The sequence below is a fragment of the Kitasatospora sp. NPDC059795 genome, from assembly GCF_042732175.1.
In the GTDB taxonomy this organism is placed as follows: Bacteria; Actinomycetota; Actinomycetes; order Streptomycetales; family Streptomycetaceae; genus Kitasatospora.
The window spans coordinates 133788-156648 of the sequence record NZ_JBHWID010000012.1; the positions used below are offsets into that span (position 1 = coordinate 133788).

At 74.9% G+C, this 22861-nt stretch carries 21 protein-coding genes; 10 read left to right on the plus strand and 11 right to left on the minus strand.

Annotated features, from left to right (window positions below):
• The 3 genes from ACFV4P_RS24130 to ACFV4P_RS24140 all read left to right on the plus strand — a co-directional run bounded on the left by ACFV4P_RS24130 (position 1) and on the right by ACFV4P_RS24140 (position 2548).
• Positions 1-1173: a M48 family metallopeptidase gene (locus ACFV4P_RS24130; protein ID WP_380474338.1), complete on the plus strand. Its 1173-nt coding sequence runs from the start codon at positions 1-3 to the stop codon at positions 1171-1173.
• A 68-nt stretch (positions 1174-1241) separates the two neighbouring features.
• Positions 1242-1775, plus strand: a complete 534-nt coding sequence (locus ACFV4P_RS24135; protein WP_380474341.1) for a hypothetical protein — start codon at positions 1242-1244, stop codon at positions 1773-1775.
• The gene (locus ACFV4P_RS24140) at positions 1772-2548 is read left to right on the plus strand and encodes an MOSC domain-containing protein (protein WP_380474344.1); all 777 of its coding nucleotides are present in this window, start codon (positions 1772-1774) and stop codon (positions 2546-2548) included. Before ACFV4P_RS24135 ends, ACFV4P_RS24140 begins: the two co-directional genes overlap by 4 nt.
• 35 nt (positions 2549-2583) lie before the next feature.
• Here ACFV4P_RS24140 and cobC read toward each other — a convergent pair whose 3' ends face one another.
• Entirely contained in the window at positions 2584-3624 is a 1041-nt protein-coding gene (gene cobC / locus ACFV4P_RS24145; RefSeq protein WP_380474347.1) for an Rv2231c family pyridoxal phosphate-dependent protein CobC, read from the minus strand.
• Positions 3621-4019, minus strand: coding sequence for a cobalamin biosynthesis protein (locus tag ACFV4P_RS24150; protein ID WP_073814755.1), 399 nt, complete (start codon positions 4017-4019; stop codon positions 3621-3623). The genes cobC and ACFV4P_RS24150 overlap by 4 nt, the downstream gene beginning before the upstream one ends.
• Positions 4020-4285: 266 nt before the next feature.
• On the opposite strand from ACFV4P_RS24150, the gene ACFV4P_RS24155 reads away from it, so the two are divergent.
• The 4 genes from ACFV4P_RS24155 (at position 4286) to ACFV4P_RS24170 (ending at position 8376) form a co-directional block, all read left to right on the plus strand.
• Complete coding sequence (locus ACFV4P_RS24155) at positions 4286-5176, plus strand: alkaline phosphatase family protein (RefSeq protein ID WP_380474350.1); 891 nt, start codon at positions 4286-4288, stop codon at positions 5174-5176.
• A 6-nt stretch (positions 5177-5182) separates the two neighbouring features.
• Positions 5183-6523 carry an MFS transporter gene (locus ACFV4P_RS24160; protein WP_380474353.1) on the plus strand — a complete coding sequence of 447 codons (1341 nt, stop codon included), beginning with the start codon at positions 5183-5185 and terminating at the stop codon, positions 6521-6523.
• 52 nt (positions 6524-6575) lie between these two features.
• On the plus strand, positions 6576-7652 hold the full coding sequence (locus ACFV4P_RS24165; protein WP_380474355.1) for a TolB family protein: 1077 nt from the start codon (positions 6576-6578) through the stop codon (positions 7650-7652).
• Positions 7653-7761: 109 nt separating this feature from the next.
• Positions 7762-8376 carry a DUF3592 domain-containing protein gene (locus ACFV4P_RS24170; protein WP_380474358.1) on the plus strand — a complete coding sequence of 205 codons (615 nt, stop codon included), beginning with the start codon at positions 7762-7764 and terminating at the stop codon, positions 8374-8376.
• Positions 8377-8451: 75 nt separating this feature from the next.
• Here the strand turns inward: ACFV4P_RS24170 and ACFV4P_RS24175 are convergent, their stop codons facing one another.
• Positions 8452-8955 (minus strand): GbsR/MarR family transcriptional regulator, encoded by a 504-nt coding sequence (locus ACFV4P_RS24175; RefSeq protein ID WP_380474361.1) that lies wholly within the window; start codon positions 8953-8955, stop codon positions 8452-8454.
• A gap of 125 nt (positions 8956-9080) precedes the next feature.
• On the opposite strand from ACFV4P_RS24175, the gene ACFV4P_RS24180 reads away from it, so the two are divergent.
• On the plus strand, positions 9081-9989 hold the full coding sequence (locus ACFV4P_RS24180) for an ABC transporter ATP-binding protein (protein ID WP_073814745.1): 909 nt from the start codon (positions 9081-9083) through the stop codon (positions 9987-9989).
• Entirely contained in the window at positions 9986-11590 is a 1605-nt protein-coding gene (locus ACFV4P_RS24185) for an ABC transporter permease (protein WP_380474365.1), read from the plus strand. The genes ACFV4P_RS24180 and ACFV4P_RS24185 overlap by 4 nt, the downstream gene beginning before the upstream one ends.
• Before the next feature lie 95 nt (positions 11591-11685).
• On the opposite strand, the gene ACFV4P_RS24190 is transcribed toward ACFV4P_RS24185, so the two are convergent.
• The 3 genes from ACFV4P_RS24190 to ACFV4P_RS24200 form a co-directional block, all read right to left on the minus strand.
• Complete coding sequence (locus ACFV4P_RS24190; RefSeq protein WP_380474368.1) at positions 11686-13188, minus strand: alpha/beta hydrolase; 1503 nt, start codon at positions 13186-13188, stop codon at positions 11686-11688.
• A gap of 130 nt (positions 13189-13318) precedes the next feature.
• Positions 13319-13795, minus strand: coding sequence for an OsmC family protein (locus tag ACFV4P_RS24195; protein WP_380474370.1), 477 nt, complete (start codon positions 13793-13795; stop codon positions 13319-13321).
• Positions 13796-13799: 4 nt separating this feature from the next.
• Positions 13800-14441: a GntR family transcriptional regulator gene (locus ACFV4P_RS24200; protein ID WP_380474372.1), complete on the minus strand. Its 642-nt coding sequence runs from the start codon at positions 14439-14441 to the stop codon at positions 13800-13802.
• 149 nt (positions 14442-14590) lie between these two features.
• Between ACFV4P_RS24200 and ACFV4P_RS24205 the strand changes: the two genes are divergently transcribed.
• Positions 14591-16105 carry a DUF4190 domain-containing protein gene (locus ACFV4P_RS24205; RefSeq protein ID WP_380474374.1) on the plus strand — a complete coding sequence of 505 codons (1515 nt, stop codon included), beginning with the start codon at positions 14591-14593 and terminating at the stop codon, positions 16103-16105.
• Between the two features lie 113 nt (positions 16106-16218).
• Here ACFV4P_RS24205 and ACFV4P_RS24210 read toward each other — a convergent pair whose 3' ends face one another.
• The 5 genes from ACFV4P_RS24210 to ACFV4P_RS24230 all read right to left on the minus strand — a co-directional run bounded on the left by ACFV4P_RS24210 (position 16219) and on the right by ACFV4P_RS24230 (position 22843).
• Positions 16219-17595: a cobyrinate a,c-diamide synthase gene (locus ACFV4P_RS24210; RefSeq protein ID WP_380474376.1), complete on the minus strand. Its 1377-nt coding sequence runs from the start codon at positions 17593-17595 to the stop codon at positions 16219-16221.
• Positions 17596-17599: 4 nt separating this feature from the next.
• Complete coding sequence (gene cobO / locus ACFV4P_RS24215; RefSeq protein ID WP_380474378.1) at positions 17600-18196, minus strand: cob(I)yrinic acid a,c-diamide adenosyltransferase; 597 nt, start codon at positions 18194-18196, stop codon at positions 17600-17602.
• 6 nt (positions 18197-18202) lie between these two features.
• Positions 18203-20224, minus strand: coding sequence for a putative cobaltochelatase (locus ACFV4P_RS24220; protein ID WP_380474549.1), 2022 nt, complete (start codon positions 20222-20224; stop codon positions 18203-18205).
• Between the two features lie 44 nt (positions 20225-20268).
• Positions 20269-21816, minus strand: coding sequence for a cobyric acid synthase (locus tag ACFV4P_RS24225; RefSeq protein WP_380474381.1), 1548 nt, complete (start codon positions 21814-21816; stop codon positions 20269-20271).
• A gap of 82 nt (positions 21817-21898) precedes the next feature.
• On the minus strand, positions 21899-22843 hold the full coding sequence (locus tag ACFV4P_RS24230) for a cobalamin biosynthesis protein (RefSeq protein WP_380474383.1): 945 nt from the start codon (positions 22841-22843) through the stop codon (positions 21899-21901).
• Between the last annotated feature and the right edge of the window lie 18 nt (positions 22844-22861).

Here is a 22861-nt window from a genome sequence, read left to right on the forward strand (position 1 = left end):
ATGACCGACACCCCGCCCCCGCCGTCCCCCGTCGCGTCCGGTGACTTCACGTCGCAGGAGGTGGCGCGCGGCCGGGCGTTGCGGCGGGCGCAGGTGCCGTGGGCGCTCGGGGGGCAGGCCGCGTCGCTGGGGTTGGCGGCGGTGCTCGGGTTCACGGCGGCCGGGGCGGGGCTGGTGACGGCGGTCGGCGGCTGGTTCGGCGGCAGTTGGGCGGCCGAGGTGCTGGGCGGGAGCGCGGCGCTGGTGCTGCTCGGACGGGCGGTGACGCTGCCGTTCTCGGCCCGGGTCCGGGTCGCCCGCGCCCGGTTCGGGCTGGTCACCCAGGGCTGGGCCGGCTGGGCGGTGGACGTCCTGCGCGGCACGGCCGTCACCCTCGCGCTGTTCCTGCCGCTCGCGCTCGGCCTGTACGCGCTGATCGGCCGCTCGCCGGAGCACTGGTGGGTGGCGGGCGCGCTCGCGGCGGCGCTGCTGACGGTGGCGCTGTCGTTCCTGCACCCGCTGGTGATCGAGCCGCTGTTCAACCGCTTCTCCCCGCTGCCGGACGGCGAACTGCGCACTGCCCTGCTGGAGTTGGCCCGCCGCGACGGCATCGCGGTGCGCGACGTGCTGGTCGCCGACGCGTCCCGCCGCACCACCGCGCTGAACGCGTACGTCTCCGGCTTCGGCCCGACCCGCCGGATCGTGGTCCACGACACCCTGCTGGAGACCGCCGACCCGCGCGAGGTCGAACTCGTCGCCGCCCACGAACTCGGCCACGTCAAGCACCGCGACGTCGCCACCGGCACCGTGCTGGGCGCGCTCGGCGCGGCCGTCGTGGTCCCGGTCCTCGCCGCCCTGCTCGCCTGGCAGCCACTGCTGGACGCCGCCGGCGCCGCCCACCCGCAGGACCCGCGTTCGCTCCCGCTGCTCGCCGCCCTGGCCGCCCTGCTCGGCGCGGCCAGCACCCCCGTCCAGTGCGCCGTCAGCCGCCGCATCGAGGCCCGCGCCGACCGCCACGCCCTCGAACTGACCGGCGACACCGAGCAGTTCATCGCCATGCAGCGCCGCCTCGCGGTCGCCAACATCTCCGACCCCGCGCCGCCCCGCGCCCTCGAACTCCTCCTCGCCACCCACCCCAGCGCCACCCGCCGCATCGCCGCCGCCCGCGCCTGGCAGGCCGAACAGGCGTCCTGAGCCGAAACGGTGGCCGGGCGGGCCGGGTGTGGGAGAGAATCCGGCACCGACCGACCGAGGGGGAGCCCATGGCAGACCGTCCGCTGCTGATGCTGGACGTCGACGGCCCGATCGCCCCGTACGGCACCTTCTTCCGCCCCCGGGGCTACCGGACGCACCGGGTGCCGTCGCAGACCTGGCGGCAGCGCCAGCTCGACAAGGGCGTGACGGACCCGAAGCCGTTGCGGGTCCGGCTGAACCGCACCCACGGGCCGTCCCTGCTGGCCCTGCCGTACGACCTGGTGTGGGCGACCGCCTGGTGCGCGGAGGCGGACGAGCACCTGGCGCCGCTCCTCGGCCTCCCCCGACTCCCGTACGTCAACTGGGAGTCGATGTTCCACAAGGACCCGGACGGCCTGCACTGGAAGACCCGGCAGCTGGTGTGCTGGGCCGACCGACAGCCCTTCGCCTGGGTGGACGACGAGATCGGACCGCAGGACACCGAGTGGATCGCCGCCCACCACCCGGGCCCGGCGCTCACCCTGAAGGTCGACCCCCGGTACGGGCTGCGGGCCGAGGACTTCGCACAACTCGCCGACTGGGCAGAGGAGATCGGACGATGAAGGTCGCCGCGCTGTACCGCCACCCCGTGAAGTCGATGCTCGGCGAGGAGATCGCCCGGGCCCGGATCGACGAGCACGGCGTCGAGGGCGACCGGCGCCACGCCCTGCTGGACGTGACGACCGGGCGGATCGCCAGCGCCAAACAACCGCGCCTGTGGCGGAAGTTGCTCACGCTCCAGGCCGAGAGCGTGGACGGCGGAGTGCGGATCACCGACCCCGACGGCACCGAACTGAAGGACGGCGACCTCGGCGCGCTGCTGGGCCGCCCCGTCCGGCTGATCAGTGAACGGCCGCCCGGTTCGACGCTGCTGCGCTCGGTGCCCGAGAAGGTGCTGGCGGACGGCATCGAGGCCGAAGTCGACTACACCGTCCAGGAGTTCGGCAAGGCCGCCGCACCCGGCAGCTTCTTCGACTTCGCGCCGCTGCACCTGGTCACCACCGCCTCCCTGGCCGGCACCCCGGTGGTCCGCTACCGGCCCAACCTGGTGATCGACGTCGACGCCGAGCCGTTCGTCGAGAACGACTGGGTCGGCCGCGAGCTCACCGTCGGCCCCGACCTGCGGCTGCGCGTGATCGCCGCCAGCCCGCGCTGCGCCGTCCCCACGCTCGCCCACGGGTCGCTGCCCGCCGACCCGGAGGCGCTGCGCCGCCCGGCCCGGCTGAACCGGACAGAGCCGCTGCCCGGCCTGGGCCCGATGCCCTGCCTCGGCGTCTACGCGCAGGTGGTCACGCCGGGCGTGGTGGAGGCCGGCCACCGAGTCGAGCTGGACTGAGGCCGGCCACCGCGTCGAGCTGGACTGAGGCCGGCTCAGCCCGGGACGGCCGCGGCCAGCGCGTCGAGGAAGCGGTCGGTGGTGTCGCGGTCGCGGACGGCCAGCCGCAGCCAGTCGGGGCCGAGACCGGGGAAGGTGTCGCCGCGGCGGACGGCGAACCCGGCGGCGCGCAGGCGGTCGCGGACGGCGGCGGCGCCAGGGAGCCGGATCAGCACGAAGGACGCGGCGGGGTCGCCGTACACCCGGACGGCGGGGAGCGTGGCAAGGCCCTTGAGCAGGTGTTCGCGGTCGAGCGCGGTGGCGCGGGCGGCGGCGTCCGCCTCGGCCAGGGCGGCGGGCGCGGAGCAGAGTTCGGCGGCGACCAGCGCGGGCGTGGAGACCGGCCACAGCGGTTGGGCGGCGGCGAGTTCCGCGACCAGCCCGGCGGGGGCCAGCAGGTAGCCGATCCGCAGGCCGGCCAGGCCCCAGGTCTTGGTGAGGCTGCGCAGCACCACCACCCGGCCGGGCAGGTCGCGGGCCCCGGCGAGGGACTCGGTCTCGCCCGGGTCGGTGTCCATGAACGCCTCGTCGACCACCAGGGTCCGCCCGGGGCGGGCGAGTTCGGCCAGTGCGGCGGCCGGGTGCAGGATGGAGGTGGGGTTGGTGGGGTTGCCGACCACCACCAGGTCGGCGTTCTCGGGAACGGCCCCCGGCGGCAGGCGGAAACCCTGCTCCGGCGTGAGGAGGACCCGGTGGACGACGTGCCCGGCGTCCCGCAGCGCCGCCTCCGGCTCGGTGAACTGCGGGTGCACCACCACCGCGTGGCGCGGGCGCAGCACCCGGGCGAGCAGCACGAACGCCTCGGCCGCGCCGGCGGTCAGCAGCACCTCGGCGACCGGCCGCCCGTGCCGGGCGGCGACTGCGGCGCGGGCCGCGGTGCCGTCCGGGTACGCGGCGAGGGTGTCCAGGGTGGCGGCGAGGCGGTCGCGCAGCCATGGCGGTGGGGTGCCGGTGCGGACGTTCACCGCGAGGTCGACCAGACCGGCGGAGCGGACTTCGGCGTCGCCGTGATGGCGCAGATCGGGTTCGGCGTTCACCTGGGGGCCTCCGGTGGGGGTGCGGCGAGAGCTGCGGTGGCCGTCGCCGAGGCGGTGCGCGGCGCGAGCAGGCGGGCGCCGGGCCCGGCCGCGGCCAGCGCGGCGGCCTCCGCGACGCTCGGGGTGCCGACCGCGGCGGCCACCCGGGCCGAGCCGGCGACCGGGACGGCGGCCAGTTCGGCGGCCGGACGGCCGACCAGCGGGACGTCCAACTCCCGTGCGGCGAGCCGGAGTCCGGGCTCGGCGAGCTTGCTGTCCAGGGTGGCGACCAGGGCGACGGCGGAACGGTCGAGGCCGCAGGCGGCGAGCGCGGCGTCGGCGGTGCGGAGCAGCTCGGCGGCGGGGGTGCCGCGGCGCAGCCCGAGCCCGAGTACCACGCGGGGGGTGGCTGTCATGCCCGGCCCTCCCGTTCCTCGTCCACCGCGCCGGTCGTGCGCGCCGGGCCGCGAAGATCCCACCATGTCGGTCCGAGCAGGGTCAATCCGGGTAAGTGTGAGACGCGCCGCTTCGACAAGGCCCGGGTGGGAGGGGTGAGTTGCACAGCCAACCGTTCGCTTGTTCTTAACCTGTCAAAAGCCTCGTCGGTCATCGCCCGCGCCTAGGGTTTCCGGCGCTCCACCAGCTCAGCCCCGTACGTTCCTTGCCCCGAAGGGACCACGCCATGACCGCTGCACCGCTCACCCGCCGCACCAAGCGCCGCCTCACCGCGATCGGCAGCACCGTCGCCCTCGCCGCCGCCTCGCTCGGGCTGTGGGCCGCCACCGGCTCCACCGCGCAGGCCGCCGCGCTCCCCTCGCCCGACCACGTCGTCGTGGTGGTGATGGAGAACCACGCCTACAGCCAGGTGATCGGCAGCTCCAGCGCCCCCTACCTGAACGGCACCCTGAAGGCCGGCGGCGCCGACCTCGCCCAGTCCTACGGCCTGACCCACCCGTCCGAGCCCAACTACTACATGCTGTTCTCCGGCTCCAACCAGGGCCGCACCGACGACAGTTGCGTCAAGGTCGGCTCGATGACCGCCCCCAACCTGGCGTCCGAGCTGATCGCCGCCGGCCAGACCTGGGGTTCGTACAACGAGACCCTGCCCAGCCAGGGCTCCACGGTCTGCTCCAGCGGCAAGTACGCGCAGAAGCACAACCCGTGGTTCGGCTTCGCCAACGTGCCGACCAACACCGCGTACACCTTCGCCCAGTTCCCCACCGACTACACCACCCTGCCGAAGGTCTCCTTCGTGGTGCCGAACCTGTGCAGCGACATGCACGACTGTTCGGTCTCCACCGGCGACACCTGGATCAAGAACAACCTCGGCGCGTACGCCACCTGGGCCCAGACCCACAACAGCCTGCTGGTGGTCACCTTCGACGAGGACAACAGCCTCTCCGGCAACCGCATCCCCACCCTGGTCTACGGCCAGCACGTCATCCCCGGCTCCAGCAGCTCCACCACCTACAACCACTACAACGTGCTGCGCACCCTGGAGGACCTGGCCGGCCTGAGCACCCACGCGGGCAACGCCGCCTCCGCCTCCGACATCACCGGCATCTGGAACTGACGCCGGATGTACCTCGCGGACGCCCGCTCCACCAAGAGTGACCGCGCCGCGGCCGCCACCCCGGGCACCCGCCCGGGGCGGCGCGCCGCCGTCCCCGGCACCGTGCTCGCGCTCGGCGCCGTCAGCCTGGTCACCGACGTCTCCTCCGAGATGGTCAGCGCGGTCCTGCCGCTGTACGTGGTCGCCGCGCTCGGCCTGTCCCCGCTCGGCTTCGGCCTGCTCGACGGCATCAACAACGGCGTCGGCGCGCTGGTCCGGCTGCTCGGCGGCCACCTCGCCGACCGCGGCGGACGCGGACACAAACTCGTCGCCGGGATCGGCTACGGCCTGTCCGCGCTGTGCAAGCCGCTGCTGCTGCTCGTCCACACCGTGCCGCTGATCGGCGGCGTCCTCGCGATCGACCGCACCGGCAAGGGCCTGCGCACCGCGCCGCGCGACGCGATGATCTCGCTCGCCACCGCACCCGAACACCGCGGCCGCGCGTTCGGCGTCCACCGCGCCATGGACACCACCGGCGCGCTGCTCGGCCCGCTGCTCGCCTTCGCCGTCCTGCGGATCACCGACGACCGGGCCGAACGGGCCGGCTACGGCGCGGTGTTCACCGTCTCCGGGTGCGTGGCCGTGCTCGGCGTGCTGCTGCTGGTGCTGTTCGTGCCCGGCCGTGTCGCTCCCGCCGCCGCGCCGCCCGGCCGTGTCGCTCCCGCCGCCGCGCCGCCCGGCCGTGTCGCTCCCGCCGCCGCGCCGCCCGGCCCCCGACCCACGCTGCGGGACGCGATCGCGCTGCTGCGACGGCCCGCGCTGCGCCGACTCACCCTGGCCGCCGTGCTGCTCGGCCTCACCACCGTCAGCGACTCCTTCCTCTACCTGCTGCTGCAACGCGAACTCGCCCTGCCCGCCCACCTGTTCCCGCTGCTGCCGCTCGGCACCGCCGCCGTCTTCCTCACCCTCGCCGTCCCGCTCGGCCTGCTCGCCGACCGGATCGGCCGCCGCACCCTCTTCCTGGCCGGCCACGCCGTGCTGCTCGGCGCGTACGGCACCGTCCTCTCCCCGCTGCACGGCGCGGGCGCCGCCGTGCTGGTCCTGCTGCTGCACGGCACCTTCTACGCCGCGACGGACGGGGTGCTCGCCGCCGCCACCGCCGCGACCGTCCCCGACGAGCAACAGGGCGCCGGCCAGGCCCTCGTCGGCACCGGCCAGGCCCTCGCCCGCTTCACCTGCTCCCTCGCCTTCGGCGCCGCCTGGACCCTCTGCGGCCCCCGCACCGCCCTCGCCGCGACGACGGTCGCCCTGGCCGTCACCGCCCTCGCCGCCACCCGCCTGCTCCGCCCGACCGCCACGACCGGCTGATGCGCCGCCATCCCGCGACCGCTCACGAACCCCCGCCCGGAGGGCACCTCACATGACTGCTCCCGTCGTCGCAGAGCCGGACTCCGAGACGCCCGAACCTCCCGGTGGGAACGTGCGGCGCAAGGTGCTGGTGCTGGCGGTGGCCGTGCTGCTGCTGGCCGGGGTCGGAACCTTCGCGGTCCGGTACGCCGTCGGGCGGGCCGATCGGCGCAACCAGGAGCAGGCCGGCGGGCCGCCGGTGCGGGAGGGTGCGGTGACGCTGCAACCGGCGGGGCGTCAGCTGCTGCTGCGCAACCTCGCCTGGGGGCCGCACCGGGACGAGGTCGCCGCCGTGCCCGCCGACCGGCCGGACGGGCCGCGGACCGCGTCCGGGGTGAAGTGCCTGCGCTTCCACGCCGCCGCCGGTACCGGCATCTGCCTCCAGGCCGAGCACGGCGCGCTGGACGACACCTACCACGCGTCCGTGCTGGACGCCTCGCTGCACGAGGTCAGGCGCTTCCCCGCGCCCGGCATCCCCACCCGCTCCCGGGTCTCCCCGTCCGGGCACCTGGTCGGCTGGACGGTGTTCGTCAGCGGCGACTCCTACGCGGGCACCGACTTCTCCACCCGCACCGCGATCGTCGACACCCGCAGCTGGCAGTTCTACGACAACCTGGAGACCTTCCAGGTGCTGAAGGACGGCCACCCCGTGCAGGCGTCCGACGTCAACGTCTGGGGCGTCACCTTCGCCGCCGACGACAACCGCTTCTACGCGACGGTCGCCACCGGCGGCCAGACCTACCTGGTGCAGGGCGACCTCGCCGCCCGCACCCTGACCACCCTGCACCAGAACGTCGAGTGCCCGTCGCTCTCGCCGGACGGCACCCGCGTCGCGTACAAGAAGCGGGTGGCCGGCGCCGACCCGGCCGCGCCCTGGCGGCTGTACGTGCTCGACCTCGCCACCATGGCCGAGACCGCCACCGCCGAGCAGCGCAACATCGACGACCAGGCACTCTGGTCCGACGACCACACCCTGCTGTACTCCCTGCCCGGCGACTACGGCTCCGACCTCTGGACCACCCCCGCCGACGGCACCGGCACCCCGACCGTCCTGGTCCGCTCCGCGGTCGCCCCCGCCTACCTGGGCTGACGGCGGCGGCCGTACCGATCGGCGGCCGCACCCGGGCACCCCGGCGGACAGCGGTGTGCGGGCAGGAGTAGCGTCCCTCTTGATCCGAATGATCAATGGGGGGATCGACATGAACGTCATGTCCAAGGAACACCCGCACCGTTTCTGGGTGCGGTTCGTGCCGGCGACGCTGGTCGGCAGTTTCGCTCTGATCTGGGTGGCGGACCACCAGCTCGGCTGGGGTGCGCCGGCCCTGAATGTGTCGCGGGCGGTGTCGGCGATGGCCCTGATGCTGGTGATGGGGTTCGCCTACCGCACCGTGGTCGGCCTCGTCGGGGCGGTGGCGGCCTTCGCGCTGGTGGTCATTCTCGGGTTCACCGGGGTCGATGCGGTGCACCACGGCGTGCTGGCCCGGGACGGCGAGCGGACGGTCGCCGAGGTCGTTGCCGTCACTCCGGGCGGCCGGGCGAGCGCCCCGCACTGTGAGGTGCGGGCCGCCGACGGCGGGGACATCCGCGAGTTCCGCTCGACCGGCTGCCGGGTCGGCGACCGCGTCGACGTCACCTTCGACCCGGCCGGGCGGGTGGCTTCGATCGAGGGCACCCCCGACCCGGACGGCTGGGCATTCATCACCGAGGTTCTGGCCGCGGTACTGGCCCTGCTGGTCCTGTCGATGCCGCTGTGGGGGCGGTTCGGCCCGCGTCTGGAGCGGAGCCGGGAGACCGCCGCGGACGGAGCGGAGTAGTACCGCCTGCTGCACGACGAGGCCGGCCGGGACACCCCCGGTCGGCCTCGTCGCTGCAACGGCCACGGCGTGCCGTCAGTCGTGGCGTTCGCGCCAGCGTTGCATCATCTGCTGGAGCTCGACCCGCAGGAAGGCGAAGAACTCCAGGGACTCGGCGAGGCGTTGACCGGCCGGGGTGTCCGGGCCGAGGGCCTCGATGCCCTCGGCGAGGCCGGACTCCCAGCGGGAGAGGGTGCGGTCGCGGCTGGCGGTGACCTCGTACCAGACGTGGTCGTGGACGCGGTAGCGGTCGCGGCGCGAGCCGGGCTCGCGTTCCCGGGTGACCAGGCCGACCTGGATCAGGTAGCGGACGGCGCCGGAGACCGCGGCGGGGGAGATCTGCAGCAGCTCGCCCAGTTCGACGGAGGTCAGCCGCCCGGAGTCGGACGTCAGCAGCGCGGTGAACACCCGGGCCGGCATCCGTGGGAACCCGGCGTCCGTCAGCACCGCGGCGAACCGCTCCACGAACTCCGACACCGCCGCCGGATTCCGCCGCGCGTCCACGTCGCCCACGTCGCCCACCTCACTCACCTGCACCACCGGAACCTCCCCGACATCCGCCCGACCGGGTGTCCGCCCACCTTCACACGGCCTCCCCGGCGACGCGAAGATTCGGGACTTTCGGTGACTTCACGAAGTTGTGAAACAAGAGTAGCGTCGAATTCATGACGACCGCCATCTCGGTGTCCGGCCTGGTGAAGACCTTCGGCCGCACCCGCGCCCTGGACGGACTGGACCTCACGGTCGAGCAGGGCGAGGTTCACGGGTTCCTCGGCCCCAACGGGTCGGGCAAGTCCACCACCATCCGCGTTCTCCTCGGCCTGCTGCGCGCCGACTCCGGCACCGCCACCCTGCTCGGCGGCGACCCGTGGCGCGACGCCGTCCCGCTGCACCGCCGCATCGCCTACGTGCCGGGCGACGTGACGCTGTGGCGCAACCTCTCCGGCGGGGAGGCGATCGACCTGCTCGGACGGCTGCGCGGCGGACTCGACCCGGCCCGCCGGGCCGCGCTGCTGGAGCGCTTCGAACTCGACCCCACCAAGAAGGGCCGCTCCTACTCCAAGGGCAACCGGCAGAAGGTCGCCCTGGTCGCGGCGTTCGCCGGCGACAGCGACCTGCTGATCCTGGACGAACCCACCTCCGGCCTGGACCCGCTGATGGAGGAGGTGTTCCGCGAGTGCGTCGGCGAGGCCCGCGAACGGGGCGCCACGGTGCTGCTGTCCAGCCACATCCTGTCCGAGGTGGAGGCGCTCTGCGATCGGGTGTCGATCATCCGGGCCGGCCGCACCGTCGAGACCGGCACCCTCGACGAGCTGCGCCACCTCACCCGCACCTCGGTGGACGCCGTCCTCACCGGCCCGCCGCCGCACCCCGCCTACGCCCACGACCTGACCGTCGACGGCAACCGGCTGCGCTGCCACGTCGACACCGAACAGCTCGGAACCCTGCTCGCCGAACTCACCGCCGTCGGCGTGCGCAGCCTCACCAGTCGGCCGCCGACGCTGGAAGAGCTCTTCCTGCGCCACTACGAGAACGACCCGGCCGACACCCCCTCGACGGCGGCCGCCCGATGAGCGGCTACGCGCTGGCCGGCACCGGCACCCTGTACCGCCTCGCCCTGCGCCGCGACCGCATCGCCCTGCCGGTGTGGGTCTACATCGGCACCGGCATGGTCGCCTCCACCGCCTTCTCCTTCCGCACGCTGTACGGCGACGAGGCCTCCCGGCGGACCTTCGCCGCCGGCATCGACGGCAACGGCTCGCTGCGCGCCCTGTACGGCCCGATCTTCGACGGCTCCACCATCGGCGGGCTGACCGCGTGGCGGATGGGCGTGTTCGGGGCGGTGCTGGCCGCGCTGATGTCCACCCTGCTGGTGGTGCGGCACACCCGGGCGGAGGAGGAGGACGGCCGGCTCGAACTGATCGGCGCCGGCGCGGTCGGCCGCCGCGCCCCGATGACCGCCGCGCTGGCCACCGCCCTCACCGCCGACGCCGCGCTGGCCGCCCTGGTGACGATCGTGCTGCTGGCGGCCGGTCAGTCGGCCGCCGGGGCGCTGGCGTTCGGGCTCGCGCTCGGTGCCACCGGGCTGTTCTTCGCCGCGCTGGCCGCCGTCACCGCGCAGGTCGCCGAGACCGGCCGGGCCGCCAACGGCCTGGCCGGGGCGGCGATCGGCATCGCCTTCGTGCTGCGCGCCGTCGGCGACTCCGGCAGCGGCACCGGCTGGGCGGTCTGGCTCTCCCCGATCGGCTGGAGCGAGCAGGTCCGGGCGTTCGCCGACGACCGCTGGTGGGTGCTGGCGCTGCCGCTGGGCGGGGCCGCACTGCTCACCCTGCTCGCCCGCGCCCTGGTCGGGCACCGCGACCTGGGCGCCGGCATGCTCCCGCAGCGCCCCGGCCCGGCCGCCGCCGCACCCGGCCTGGCGAACGCCGCCGCGCTGGCCCGCCGCCTGCAACGCGGCGCCCTGCTCGGCTGGGCGCTGGCCTTCGCCGCGGGCGGCGCGGTGTTCGGCAGCGTCGCCAAGGGCGTGGTCGACCTGGTCGGCGACAACCGGCAGATGGCCGACTTGATGGCCCGGCTCGGCGGACAGCAGGGCGTGCTGAACGCCTACCTGTCCACCATCGCCGGGGTGTTCGGGATGATCGCCGCCGTGTACGCCGTGCAGTCCGTGCTGCGGCTGCGCGCCGAGGAGAGCGCCGGCCGGGCCGAACCCATGCTGGCCGGGGCCGTCTCCCGGCTGCGCTGGGCCGGCGGACACCTGCTGTTCCCGCTGCTCGGCAGCGCCGTGCTGCTGGCCGTCGTCGGCGCCACCGCCGGCCTGGCGCAGAGCGCGGCGCTCGGCGGCGGGACGGGCGACGCGGTCGGCCGGATGCTCGGCGCGACGCTCGTCCAACTGCCCGCGGTGTGGCTGACCGCCGCCGTGGCCCTGGCCGTGTACGGCCTGCTGCCGCGCTGGACGGCGGCCGGCTGGGCCGGCTACGGCCTGTTCGTGCTGGTCGCCTGGCTCGGCCCGATCCTGCAACTGCCGCAGGGGGTGCTCGACCTGTCCCCGTTCACCCACCTGCCGCACCTGCCCGGCAACGCCGTCACCGCCGCGCCGCTGCTGTGGTCCACCGCGCTGGCCGCGCTCGTCGCCCTGACGGGCCTGGTCGGGCTGCACCGCCGCGACCTGGGCTGACGCCGGCCCGGCGACGGGCGGCCCGGTGATCGGCGGCCCGCCGCACCGCCCCCGGTCGGGGCGGTGCGGCCGGTGGATCGGATCGCGCAACGGCCTCACCCGGCCTTCGGGCAGAACGCGTCCCGGGCCGGGCGGTGCCCGGTGGCCAGGAACTCCGACACCAGGGCGTCGCCGCAGGCGTTCCCGTTGGCCAGGTAGGCGTCGTGGCCGCCGGAGTCGACGGTGACCATCCGGGCCCGGTCGCCGAACGCCGCGCGAAGCTTCAGCGCCCCCGCGTACGGCGTCGCCGGATCGCGCCGGTTCTGCACCAGCAGCACGTTCGACGGCCCGTCGGAGGTGACCCGCACCGGCGGCTCGGCGGGCTGCCAGTGCCAGAACGCGCAGGCCGTCGCGTTCACCGGCATGCCCGCGGTGAGCGGGTGCGCGACCCGGTCGACGGCCACCGCCGCCGCGTACCCGGCGAGATCGCGCGGCCAGGAGACGTCGTTGCACAGCGTCGCCGCGGAGACCGCGGTGGAGCTCTGCATCCGGGCCAGCGCCGCCGCGTCCGGTGCGGGGGCGGGCGCGGGGAGCGGGCGGAGGCCCTGGGCGGCCTGGATCAGGGCGGCCACGGCGGGGAACCTGCTGTCCGCGGACAGGCCGTTCAGCAGCATGCCGCGCAGGCCGTTGCCGTTCAGCACCTCCGGGTTGTTGCCGGGCCAGGGCAGCGGGGCGGCGTCCAGCTGCTGGGCCGCCGTCAAGTAGGCGGTGCGGACCTGCTCGGGGGTGTCGGCGACCCGGAGCTCGCCGGCGGCGGGGGAGGACGCCCAGGCCGCGAAATCCGGGAAGCGGTCCTCCGCGCCGGTGGCGGCCGCGGCCACCCAGCTGCGTTCGGCGATCACGGGATCGGGGTTGTCGTTGCTGTCCAGCACGATCCGGTCGGTGCGGTCGGGGAACATCGTGGCGTACGCCGCGCCCGCGTACGTGCCGTAGGAGACGCCCCAGGCGGAGATCCGGCGCTCGCCGAGGGCCTGCCGGATGCGGTCGATGTCCCGTGCCTCGTTCCGGGTGGTGATGCTGCGCAGCACCGGCCCGCCGTTCTCCGCGCAGCGATCGGCGACGCGCCGGCCGGTGGCCAGGTTGGCGTCGCCGCCGTGGCCGTCGGGCGCGGGCCAGGGCAGCAGCCGGCCGGGTGCCAGGTCGGCGAAGTCCAGCCCGCAGGAGACCGGACTGGAGCGGCCGACACCGCGTGGGTCGAAGCCGATCAGGTCGAAGCCGTCCCGGACCTCCGGGGGCAGCCGGTTCACGGCGCCGCTCGGCCCGTTCAGGCCGGAGCCGCCCGGGCCGCCCGGGATCAGCACCAGCACCCCGCGCCGCTGGTCGGGCCGGGCGGCGGGAATCCGGGAGATCGCGAGCGTCAGTGACGGCCCGTCGGGTTGTCGGTAGTCGACCGGGACGGTCACCTCCGCGCACAGCTGCCGGCCGTCCGGCGCGCCGCCCGCGCACGCGCCCCAGGCGGGGCGGGCAGGGGCGGGCGCGCCGGTGGCGAGCGGCGCCGTCAGGCCGAGCAGGACGGTGGTGGCGGCGGCGAGCGCGGCGCCCCGTGGAGTGATTCGCATGACCATTCGCATGACCACGAGTCTTCGCCGTCGCGCCGCCCGGATCGATCCCCCCAGCCACCGTCTTTTTCCTGGAGCCAACCCCAGGGTTCCCCCTGTAGCCAGCTACACCAAGAGAGTTGACGAAGCGTCAGGCAGTGGGCGAAACCGTCACCACCGGCTCGTGGTGGACCGGGAAGTTCACCGAGGAGGCGATGAAGCAGTCCTGGCCGGCCGGGCCGTGCAGGGCCTCGGCCTGTGCGCGCATCGACTCGTCGGCGATCTCCACCCGGGGCCGGAGCATCGCCGAGACGAACCGGCCGCCGCCGCCCGAGGTCTCCATGGTGGCCTCCGCCGCGTCCGTGTAGGACAGCACCACCACGCCGCTGCGCGCACAGTGCGACAGGTACGACAGCATGTGGCACTGGGCGAGCGCGGCCAGCAGGAACTGCTCCGGGTTCCACCGCGAACGGTCGCCGCGGAAGGTCTTGTCGGCGCTGCCCAGCAGCGTCGGCACCCCGTCCGAGGAGATGTCGTGGTCGCGGGAGTACGAGCGGTAGGTGTCGGTGCCGGTACCGAGGTTGCCGGTCCAGTCGACGCGGACCGCGTAGTGGTGGGACAGGGCCATCAGGTCACTCCTTCTCGGGCGGCCGGGCAGCGGCGCAGGTGTCCAGGACGTGCCGCCGGGCGGCCGCCCCGGCAGCGGCCGGATCCCCGGCGGTCACGGCGGCCAGCAGCTCACGGTGCTGGTCGTCCACCAGGGCGGTGCGGTCGGGCGCGTGCAGGGAACGGCGGGTGGAGACCTGGATCTGGTCCCACAGCCGTTCCAGCGAGTGCAGGGCGACCGGGTTGGCGGCGAGCTCCGCCACCCGGCGGTGGAACTGCCGGTTCAGCCGCACCGCCTCCGTCAACTCGCGCTCCACGGTGGCCAGGTGGGTGCGGTCGGCGAGTGCCGCGAGATCCGTCAGCTCGGCCGGGGCCAGCCGGCCGGCCCGCTGCCGCTCGGCCGCGAGCTCGGCGGTCAGCGCCTCCAGCGCGGCCCGCACCCGGTAGACGTGCGACAGCTCCTCCGCGGACAGCTCCACCACCCGGACACCGCGCCCGGCGGCGGCCAGCAACCCGTCCGCCGTCAACGCCCGGAACGCCTCCCGGACCGGAGTGCGGCTCACCCCGAGGGTCTCCGCGACCTCCACCTCTCCCAGTCGCGCACCCGGCGGGTAGCGGCCGTCGAGGATCAGGGCCCGCAGGCTGTGATGGATGCTCTCGGTCTGCACACCGGCAGCGTAGAGCGCTGTATGCATTGCATGCAACGGGTTTCGGGGTGCGGCCCGGGACCGGACGGAGAACGCGTTGGGAGACCGACGGACCGGTCCGCTATATTCGCGCAGCCGTCGAACAGTTCCACGCCCCGAGGGGGAAACGCATGTCGTTCGACCAGGAACGCACCGGGGAGGCCGGCCCCGACGCCGCCCGGGACGACTCCCCGACCGCGCCCACCGCGCCCACCGCGCCCACCGCGCCCACCGCGCCTGCGGCCCCGGTCTCCTTCACCAAGCGGTCGGCGGAGGACGCCGTGCCCGCCGAGACGCCCGTCGAGACGCCCGCCGAGCCCGCGCCCGTCGCGCCCGAGGTGCCCGCCGCACCACCCGCGCCGCCCGCACCGCCCGCGAACCCGTGGGCGATGCCGTCCACGCCGCCGCCCGGGGCCCCCGTGCCGCCCCCCGGCGCGCCGCTGCCGCCCGCGCCCCCCGGCGCGCCGCTGCCGCCCGTGCCCGACGGGGGCAACCCGTGGGCGCCGACGGGCGTTCAGCAGCCGTGGGGGACCGCCCAGTACCCGCCGGGCGTGCCCACCGGCCCGATGATGTACCCGGTGCCGCAGCGCTCGCTCTACACCAACAACCTGGCCATCGCCTCGCTGATCACCGGCATCATCTGCTGCTACTTCGGCTTCATCGCCATCGGCCTGGGCGTCGGCGCGCTGCGCCAGATCAAGCGGACCGGCGAGCGCGGCAAGGGCCTGGCCGTCACCGGCATCGTGGCCGGCAGCCTCGGCATGGTGCTGTTCGTCCTCGCGGTCCTCGGCGGCCTCTTCAGCGCCGACGACTTCTCGGACGACTCGGACCGGACCCCCTCGCACACCTCGGAGACCTCGAACACGGGCAGTCTCTCGGCGAACTCGCCGTTCCGGCTGAATGTCGGCCAGTGCTTCAACAAGACCACGCCGGGCATGGTCCGGGCCACCGACTGCACGTCCACGCACTTCGGCGAGACCTACGCGATCAAGCCCACCGCGCTTCAGAGCGGTGACTACCCGGGCGAGGACACGCTGCGGGCGGAGGCCGAGGACACCTGCCTGGACGCCGTGGACAGCTACGTGGCCGACACCTGGTCGATCCCGGAGCAGGTCAGCACCTTCTTCTTCTACCCGGACAAGGCGGCCTGGAAGATCTCCTCCGCCCGCCGCGTCGTCTGCTTCCTGGGCAACCAGGACAAGTCCGAGCGCAGCGGCTCGCTGCAGAAGATGCCCAGCAGCCTGTCCAACAGCCAGCGCGACCTGCTCGACGCCACCAACCAGTTCGACAAGGTCTGGGCCAAGGGCCCGGACGAGGACGTCGAGATCGAGGACGACCCGCAGGCGTTCCGCAGCTGGGCGAAGGAGATGAACGCCGCCGCGACCAAGCAGGCGAGCATGCTCACCTCCGCCCACCTGACCGGCGTCGACAAGGCGACCGTCGACCGCCTGATCGGCAAGTCCAAGACCGCGGCGAACCACTACCTGGCGGCCTCCAAGTCCACCGACAACGCCACGCTCCGCCGTGAACTGGACGCCGCCTACGACAACTTGGGCGACGACGAGATCATCTCACTGCGCCGCTCACTGGGCCTGGCCACCCAGCAGGAGGAGCCCGCCAAGCACCCGAACAGCAAGGCCGTCTGACCGACCGCCCGGCCGCGCGAGCACCCCGCCCGCGCGGCCGACGGCTTCAGAACGCCGGCTTCAGAAGCCCAATGCCGTCGGTGCCCGGCCGCCCGGTCAGCGCCCCGACGCCGTCAGCGTCCGGCCGCCCAGTCGGCGGCGTGCCGGACCAGCCGGGCCGGCAGCGCCGGGGCGCCCGTCCAGTGCAGGTGCAGGTAGGACGCGTGCACCGAGCCGTGCAGGTGGCCCTCGGTGTGCGGTCCGGCGGGCGTGCGCCAGCCCCAGGCGGGGGACGGCCCGGCCACCGGGTCGGTGACGGTGCGGTGGAACTCGTGCCCGCGCACCCGGGACCCGGCCGCCGCCAGCGGGGAGTCCGCGAGCGCCACCGCCTCCCGGTAGCCGAGGGTGAGCCGGGACGTCATCCGGGCCGTCGCGTCCAGCACCCCGCACATCGGCAGGCCGTCCAACTCCCTTCCCAGGTACAGCAGTCCGGCGCACTCGCCGACCACCGGCGCACCGCTCGCGGCCAGTTCGGCCACCGCCGTGCGCAGCGACGCGTTCGCGCTCAACTCGGCGACGTACACCTCCGGGAAGCCGCCGCCTATCACCAACCCCGCCGTCCGCTCCGGCAGTTGCTCGTCGTGCAGCGGGTCGAACGGCACCACCTCGGCCCCGGCGGCGGCCAGCAGTTCGGCGTTCTCCGCGTACGAGAAGGAGAACGCCGCCCCGCCCGCCAGCGCGATCCTCGGCCGGGGCCCGGCGAGCCGTTCGACCTCGGCCGCCGCGTCCCACGGCTGCGCGTTCAGCGGCGGCGCGGAGCGGGCCAGCGCCAGGACGGCGTCCAGGTCGACGGAGGCGGCGACGAGTTCGCCCATCTCGTGGACCGCCCGCAGGGCCTCCGCCGAACGCTCCACGGCCGGCACCAGGCCCAGGTGCCGGGACGGCGTGTCCACCGCCCGGGCCCGCCGCACCGCGCCGAGCACCGGCACCCCGGAGCCCTCCTCCAGGGCCTCCCGCAGCAGCGTCTCGTGGCGGTCCGAGGCGACCTTGTTGAGGATCACCCCGGCGAGGCGCACCTGCGGGTCCCAGGACGCGAAGCCGTGCACCAGCGCCGCCACCGACCGCGACTGCGAGGAGGCGTCCACCACCAGCACCACCGGCGCCCGCAGCAGCTTCGCCACCTGCGCCGTCGACGCCAACTCGCCCTGCCCGGCCGCCCCGTCGTACAGGCCCATCACGCCCTCGACCACCGCGACGTCCGCCCCGGCCGCGCCGTGCGCGAACAGCGGCGCGATCCGGTCCGGGCCGCTCATCCAGGCGTCCAGGTTGCGGCCCGGGCGCCCGGCGGCCAGCGCGTGGTAGCCGGGGTCGATGTAGTCCGGGCCGACCTTGTGCGGGGACACCTTCAGCCCGCGTGCCGTCAGTGCCGCGATCAGGCCGGTCGCCACCGTGGTCTTGCCCGAGCCGGAGGACGGGGCGGCCACCACCAGCCGAGGAATGCTGTCGTTCAACGATCTACCACTCAATACCGCGCTGGCCCTTGCGGCCCGCGTCCATCGGATGCTTCAGCTTGGTCATCTCGGTGACCAGATCGGCCAGTTCGACCAGCTCGGCGGGCGCGTTGCGGCCCGTCACCACCACGTGCTGACTGCCCGGCCGCTCCCGCAGCACCTCGACCACCTCCGCCACGTCGATCCACCCCCAGTGCAGCGGGTAGGTGAACTCGTCCAGCACGTAGAACCGGTACGTCTCGGCCGCCAGGTCGCGCTTGACCTGCTCCCAGCCCTCCCGGGCCGCCTCCTCCGAGGACTCGATGTCGCGCTGCACCCAGGACCAGCCCGAACCCATCTTGTGCCACGCCACCGTGCCGCCCTGCCCGGACTCGCCGAGCACCCGCAGCGCGTTCTCCTCGCCGACCTTCCACTTCGCCGACTTGACGAACTGGAACACCCCGATCGGCCAGCCCTGGTTCCACGCCCGCAACGCCATCCCGAACGCCGCCGTCGACTTCCCCTTGCCGGGGCCGGTGTGCACCGCCGTGATCGGCAGCGTCCGCCGCTGACGGGTCGTCAGACCGTCGTCCGGAACGTTCTCCGCAACTCCCTTGGGCATGTTCGCTCACGCCGCCTTTCGCATCATCGTCGTCCGGGTCTCGCGCACCAGCGAGGCCACCCCTTCGGCCCGCAACTCGTCGAGGCTCACCGCGTCGCCGTTCAGGTGCGCCGCCAACTCCCGTGCCAGGCCCAGTCGGACGGGGCCCGACTCGCAGTCCAGCACCACCGCGGCCACGCCCTGGCCGGCCAGCAGCCCCGCCGCCCGGTGCGAACGCGCCACCGCGTCGCGCGCGCCCGTCGCCCGGCCGTCGGTCACCACCACCAGCAGCGCCCGCCGGTCCGGGTCGCGCAGCCGCTCCACCCGCAGCACCTCGTGCGCCCGCAGCAGGCCCGCCTCCAGCGGCGTCCGGCCGCCCGTCGGCAGCTGCTCCAGCCGGGCCGCGCCCACCTCCACCGAGGAGGTCGGCGGCAGCGCCAGCTCCGCTCCGGAGCCCCGGAACGTCACCATGCCGATCTTGTCGCGCCGCTGGTACGCGTCCATCAGCAGCGACAGCACCGCGCCCTTGACGGCGGTCATCCGCTGCCGGGCCGCCATCGACCCCGACGCGTCCACCACGAACAGCACCAGGTTCGACTCCCGCCCCCGGCGCACCTGTTCGCGCAGATCGTCGCGCCGCAGCACCAGCGCCCGGCCCGCGCGCCCGCGCGCCACCTGGTGCGGCGCCGCCGCGCGCAGCGTCGCGCTCAGGTGCAGCCGCGCCAGCCGCCCCTGCGGCCGGCGCGCCCGCACGGTGTGCCCGGCGTCCGTCTCGGCCGCCGAACGCCGACCCTGCGCACCGCGGCCGGTGCCGTCCACCTTGAACAGCCGCGTCCGGTAGGGGTGTTCGGACGCCACCGGCGACGACTCCCGGCCCGGGCCGGGCCGTTGCTGCGGCGGCGCGGGCGTCTCCGCCGAACCCTCCGCCGAACTGTCCGCCGAACTGTCCGACGCGGCAGGCCCGTCGGGCTCGGACGGCGCGGGCGATCCACCGCCGCCGGGGCCGCCGCCGGGGCCGTCGTCGTCCGGGCCCTGGCCGTCGCCGCTGTCCTCCGGCTCCTGCGGCTCCTGGGGTTCGTGGTGCTCCGCGAGGGTCCGCTCCAGCTGCTCCTGGTCCAGGCCCGGCGCGTCGAACGGGTTGCGCCGCCGCCGGTGCGGCAGCGCCAACCGGGCGGCCGTCCGGACGTCCTCCTCCAGCACCTCGGTGCGCCCCGCCCACGCGGCCAGCGCCACCGCCGTGCGCGCCATCACGATGTCCGCCCGCAGGCCGTCCACCTCGAACGCCGCGCACACCGCCGTGATCTGCCGCAGCGCGAGGTCCGACAGCTCGACCGTCGGCAGCAACTCCCGTGCGGCCCCGATCCGTTCGGCGAGGGCGAGCTCCTCGCCGGCCCAACTCGTCGCGAAGGCGGCCGGATCGGCGTCGTAGGCGAGCCGGCGGCGCACCACCTCGGCGCGCTCGTCCGCGTCCCGGGTGGCGGCGATCTCCACCGTCAGGCCGAACCGGTCCAGCAGCTGCGGCCGCAGTTCGCCCTCCTCCGGGTTCATCGTCCCCACCAGCAGGAACCGCGCGGCGTGCCGCACCGAGACACCCTCGCGCTCCACGTACGAACGCCCCATCGCGGCCGCGTCCAGCAGCAGGTCCACCAGGTGGTCCTGGAGCAGGTTCACCTCGTCGATGTACAGCACGCCGCGGTGCGCCTTCGCCAACAGCCCGGGCTCGTACGCCTTCACGCCCTCGGCGAGCGCCCGCTCCAGGTCCAGCGACCCGACCACCCGGTCCTCGGAGACGCCCACCGGCAGCTCCACCAGGAACGCCGGACGCTCCGCCGTGCCCCGGTCGGAGTGCGGCCCGTCCGGGCACTGCGGGTCCGGCGACGCCGGGTCGCAGGCGAAACGGCAGCCCGCCACCGTCGCGATCGACGGCAGCAGTCCCGCCAGGGCGCGCACCATCGTCGACTTCGCGGTGCCCTTCTCGCCGCGCACCAGCACGCCGCCCACCGCCGGGGACACCGCGTTCAGCAGCAGCCCCAGCCGCAGGTCGTCCATGCCGACGATCGCCGTGAACGGGTAACGGACATCGGTCAGTTCACTCACTTCGAACCCTCCATCTCCACCGGGGCCGGAGCCCCGGGAGGCACGAACGGCAGACCCGCCGGCGCCCCGTTCTCGATCAGCTTCCACAGCGCGTCCGTGTCGGCGTGCTCCGCCACCAAGTCGCCCAGCGCGTCCAGCCGTTGCTCGCGCGCCGCCGCGAACGAGGTGTCCGGGGCCGGCACGAACGCCCGCCCCGCGGCGTCGGCGACCGCGGCCAGGAACGTCCGCCGGAACGCGTCGTTCTCCAGCACCCCGTGCCAGGTCGTCCCCCACACCGGACCGACCCGGCAGCCGTCCAGCGCGTCGCCCGCCTCGTCCGTGACGAACGCCCCGCCGCCCTCCACCGTCACCACGCCGTGGTGGATCTCGTACCCCGCCACCCGCTCACCGAGCGCCACGCCCGTCGGACGGGCCAGCACCTTCTCCGCACCGAACACCACCCGGGTCGGGAGCAGCCCCAGACCGTCCACGGCGCCGGACCCGGACTCCACCTCGTCGACGATCTCCCGGCCCAGCATCTGGTAGCCGCCGCACACCCCGAGCACCGGCAGCCCCGCGGCGACGCGCCGGCGCAGCGGCTCCACCAGGCCCCGGCCGCGCAGCCAGTCGAGGTCCGCGACGGTCGCGCGCGTCCCCGGCAGCACCACCAGGTCCGCGTCCGCCAGCTCCTCCGGACGGGTCGCCCAGCGCACCAGCACGCCCGGCTCCTGCGCCAGTGCGTCCACGTCCGTGAAGTTCGACAACCGCGGGAACCGCACCACCGCGACCCGCAGCACCTCCGCGCCCACCGGGCCGCCCGCCGCCGGACGCGCCGCCACCGAGGCCAGATCCAGCGAGTCCTCCGCGTCCAGCCACAGCCCCTCCAGCATCGGGAACGTCCCCAGCACCGGACGCCCCGTCAACTCCCGCAGCATCTCCAACCCGGGCGCGAGCAGCCGGGCGTCACCGCGGAACTTGTTCACGAACCAGCCCGCGACGAGGGACTGGTCGTCCGCCGAGAGCAGCGCGAGCGTGCCGAACATCGACGCGAACACCCCGCCGCGGTCGATGTCCCCGACCACCACGACCGGCAGCCGGGCCGCCGACGCCAGGCCCATGTTCGCGATGTCCCGGTCCCGCAGGTTGATCTCCGCCGGAGAGCCCGCGCCCTCGCACACCACCACGTCGAACCGCGACCGCAGGTCCGCCAGACACTCCAACGAGCGCTCCAGCAGCACCGGCTTCCGGTCCCGGTAGTCCAGCGCCCCGACCTCCGCCACGGCCCGCCCCATCAGCACCACCTGGCTCCGGCCGTTCGCACCCGGCTTCAGCAGCACCGGGTTCATCGCCGCCTCCGGCTCCACCCCCGCCGCCTGCGCCTGCATCGCCTGCGCCCGCCCGATCTCCGCCCCGTCGGCCGTCACGAACGAGTTCAGCGACATGTTCTGCGCCTTGAACGGAGCCACCCGCACGCCCTGCCGCCACAGCCACCGACAGATCCCGGCCGTCACCACGCTCTTCCCGGCATCCGAGGTCGTCCCGGCCACCAACAACGCACCGCTCACGGACGGCCTCCTTCGGAGGAGAGAGGAAAGGAAGGGAGAACACGCCGGGCGACCGGTACGGTGCGAGGACGCGACGGCGCGGTCACGTGCGTCCGGCCCGGGCGAGGACCAGGCAGCGCGCGCCGGCGGTGACGGCGAGGGCGAGCACGCCCACGCGGCGGGAGAGACGGCAGGCGCGTGCGATGTCGGGGACGGCCACCGGGGGGCGGCCCGCGCCGAGGACCGGTCGGTGCTCGACGCGTTCGCCGTAGCGGAGGGTGCCGCCCAACCGGACGTCGAGGGCGCCGGCGAACGCGGCCTCGGCCTGGCCGGCGTTCGGGCTGGGGTGGGCGGAGCCGTCCCGCCGCCAGACCCGCCAGGTCCGTGCGGGGGAGTCGGACGCGGCGACGGTGAGCAGCGCCGTGAGCCGGGCCCCCGGCCACCCGGCGACGTCGTCGAGGCGGGCGGCGGCCCAGCCGAAACGGCGGTGCCGCGGGGACTTGTGACCGACCATCGCGTCCAGGGTGTTCACGGCCCGGAACGCCAGCAGCCCCGGAACGCCCGCGATCCCGCCCCACACCAGCGCGTTGACGACCGCGTCGGCGGTGTTCTCCGCGACGGACTCCACCACCGCCCGCGCGATCTGCTGCTCGTCCAGCCCGGACGGGTCGCGCCCGCACAGGTGCGGCAGCCGTTCCCGCGCGGCCGTCAGATCACCGGCGGCCAGCGACCGTTCGATCGTCCGGGCCTCCCGGGTGAGCGACGTCCCGCCGAGGACGGTGAACGTCGCGGCGGCCGTCAACGCGGCCTCGGCGAGCGGAGCGCGACGGGCGGCCCGGGCGGCGAGCGCCGCTCCGCCCGCGACGGCGCCGACGGCGAGCGCGGTGTGCAGCGCGCCCGCCCCGCGGTGGTCGCGCCACAGCCGGCCCTCCAGCCGGGCCGCGGCGGTGCCGAACAGGGCGACGGGGTGTCCGCGCCGGGGGTCTCCGAGCCGGGCGTCCGCGAGATACCCCGCGACCGCGCCCACCAGGTACGGGGCAGCCCGCATGGCGTTGTGTCCTCACTC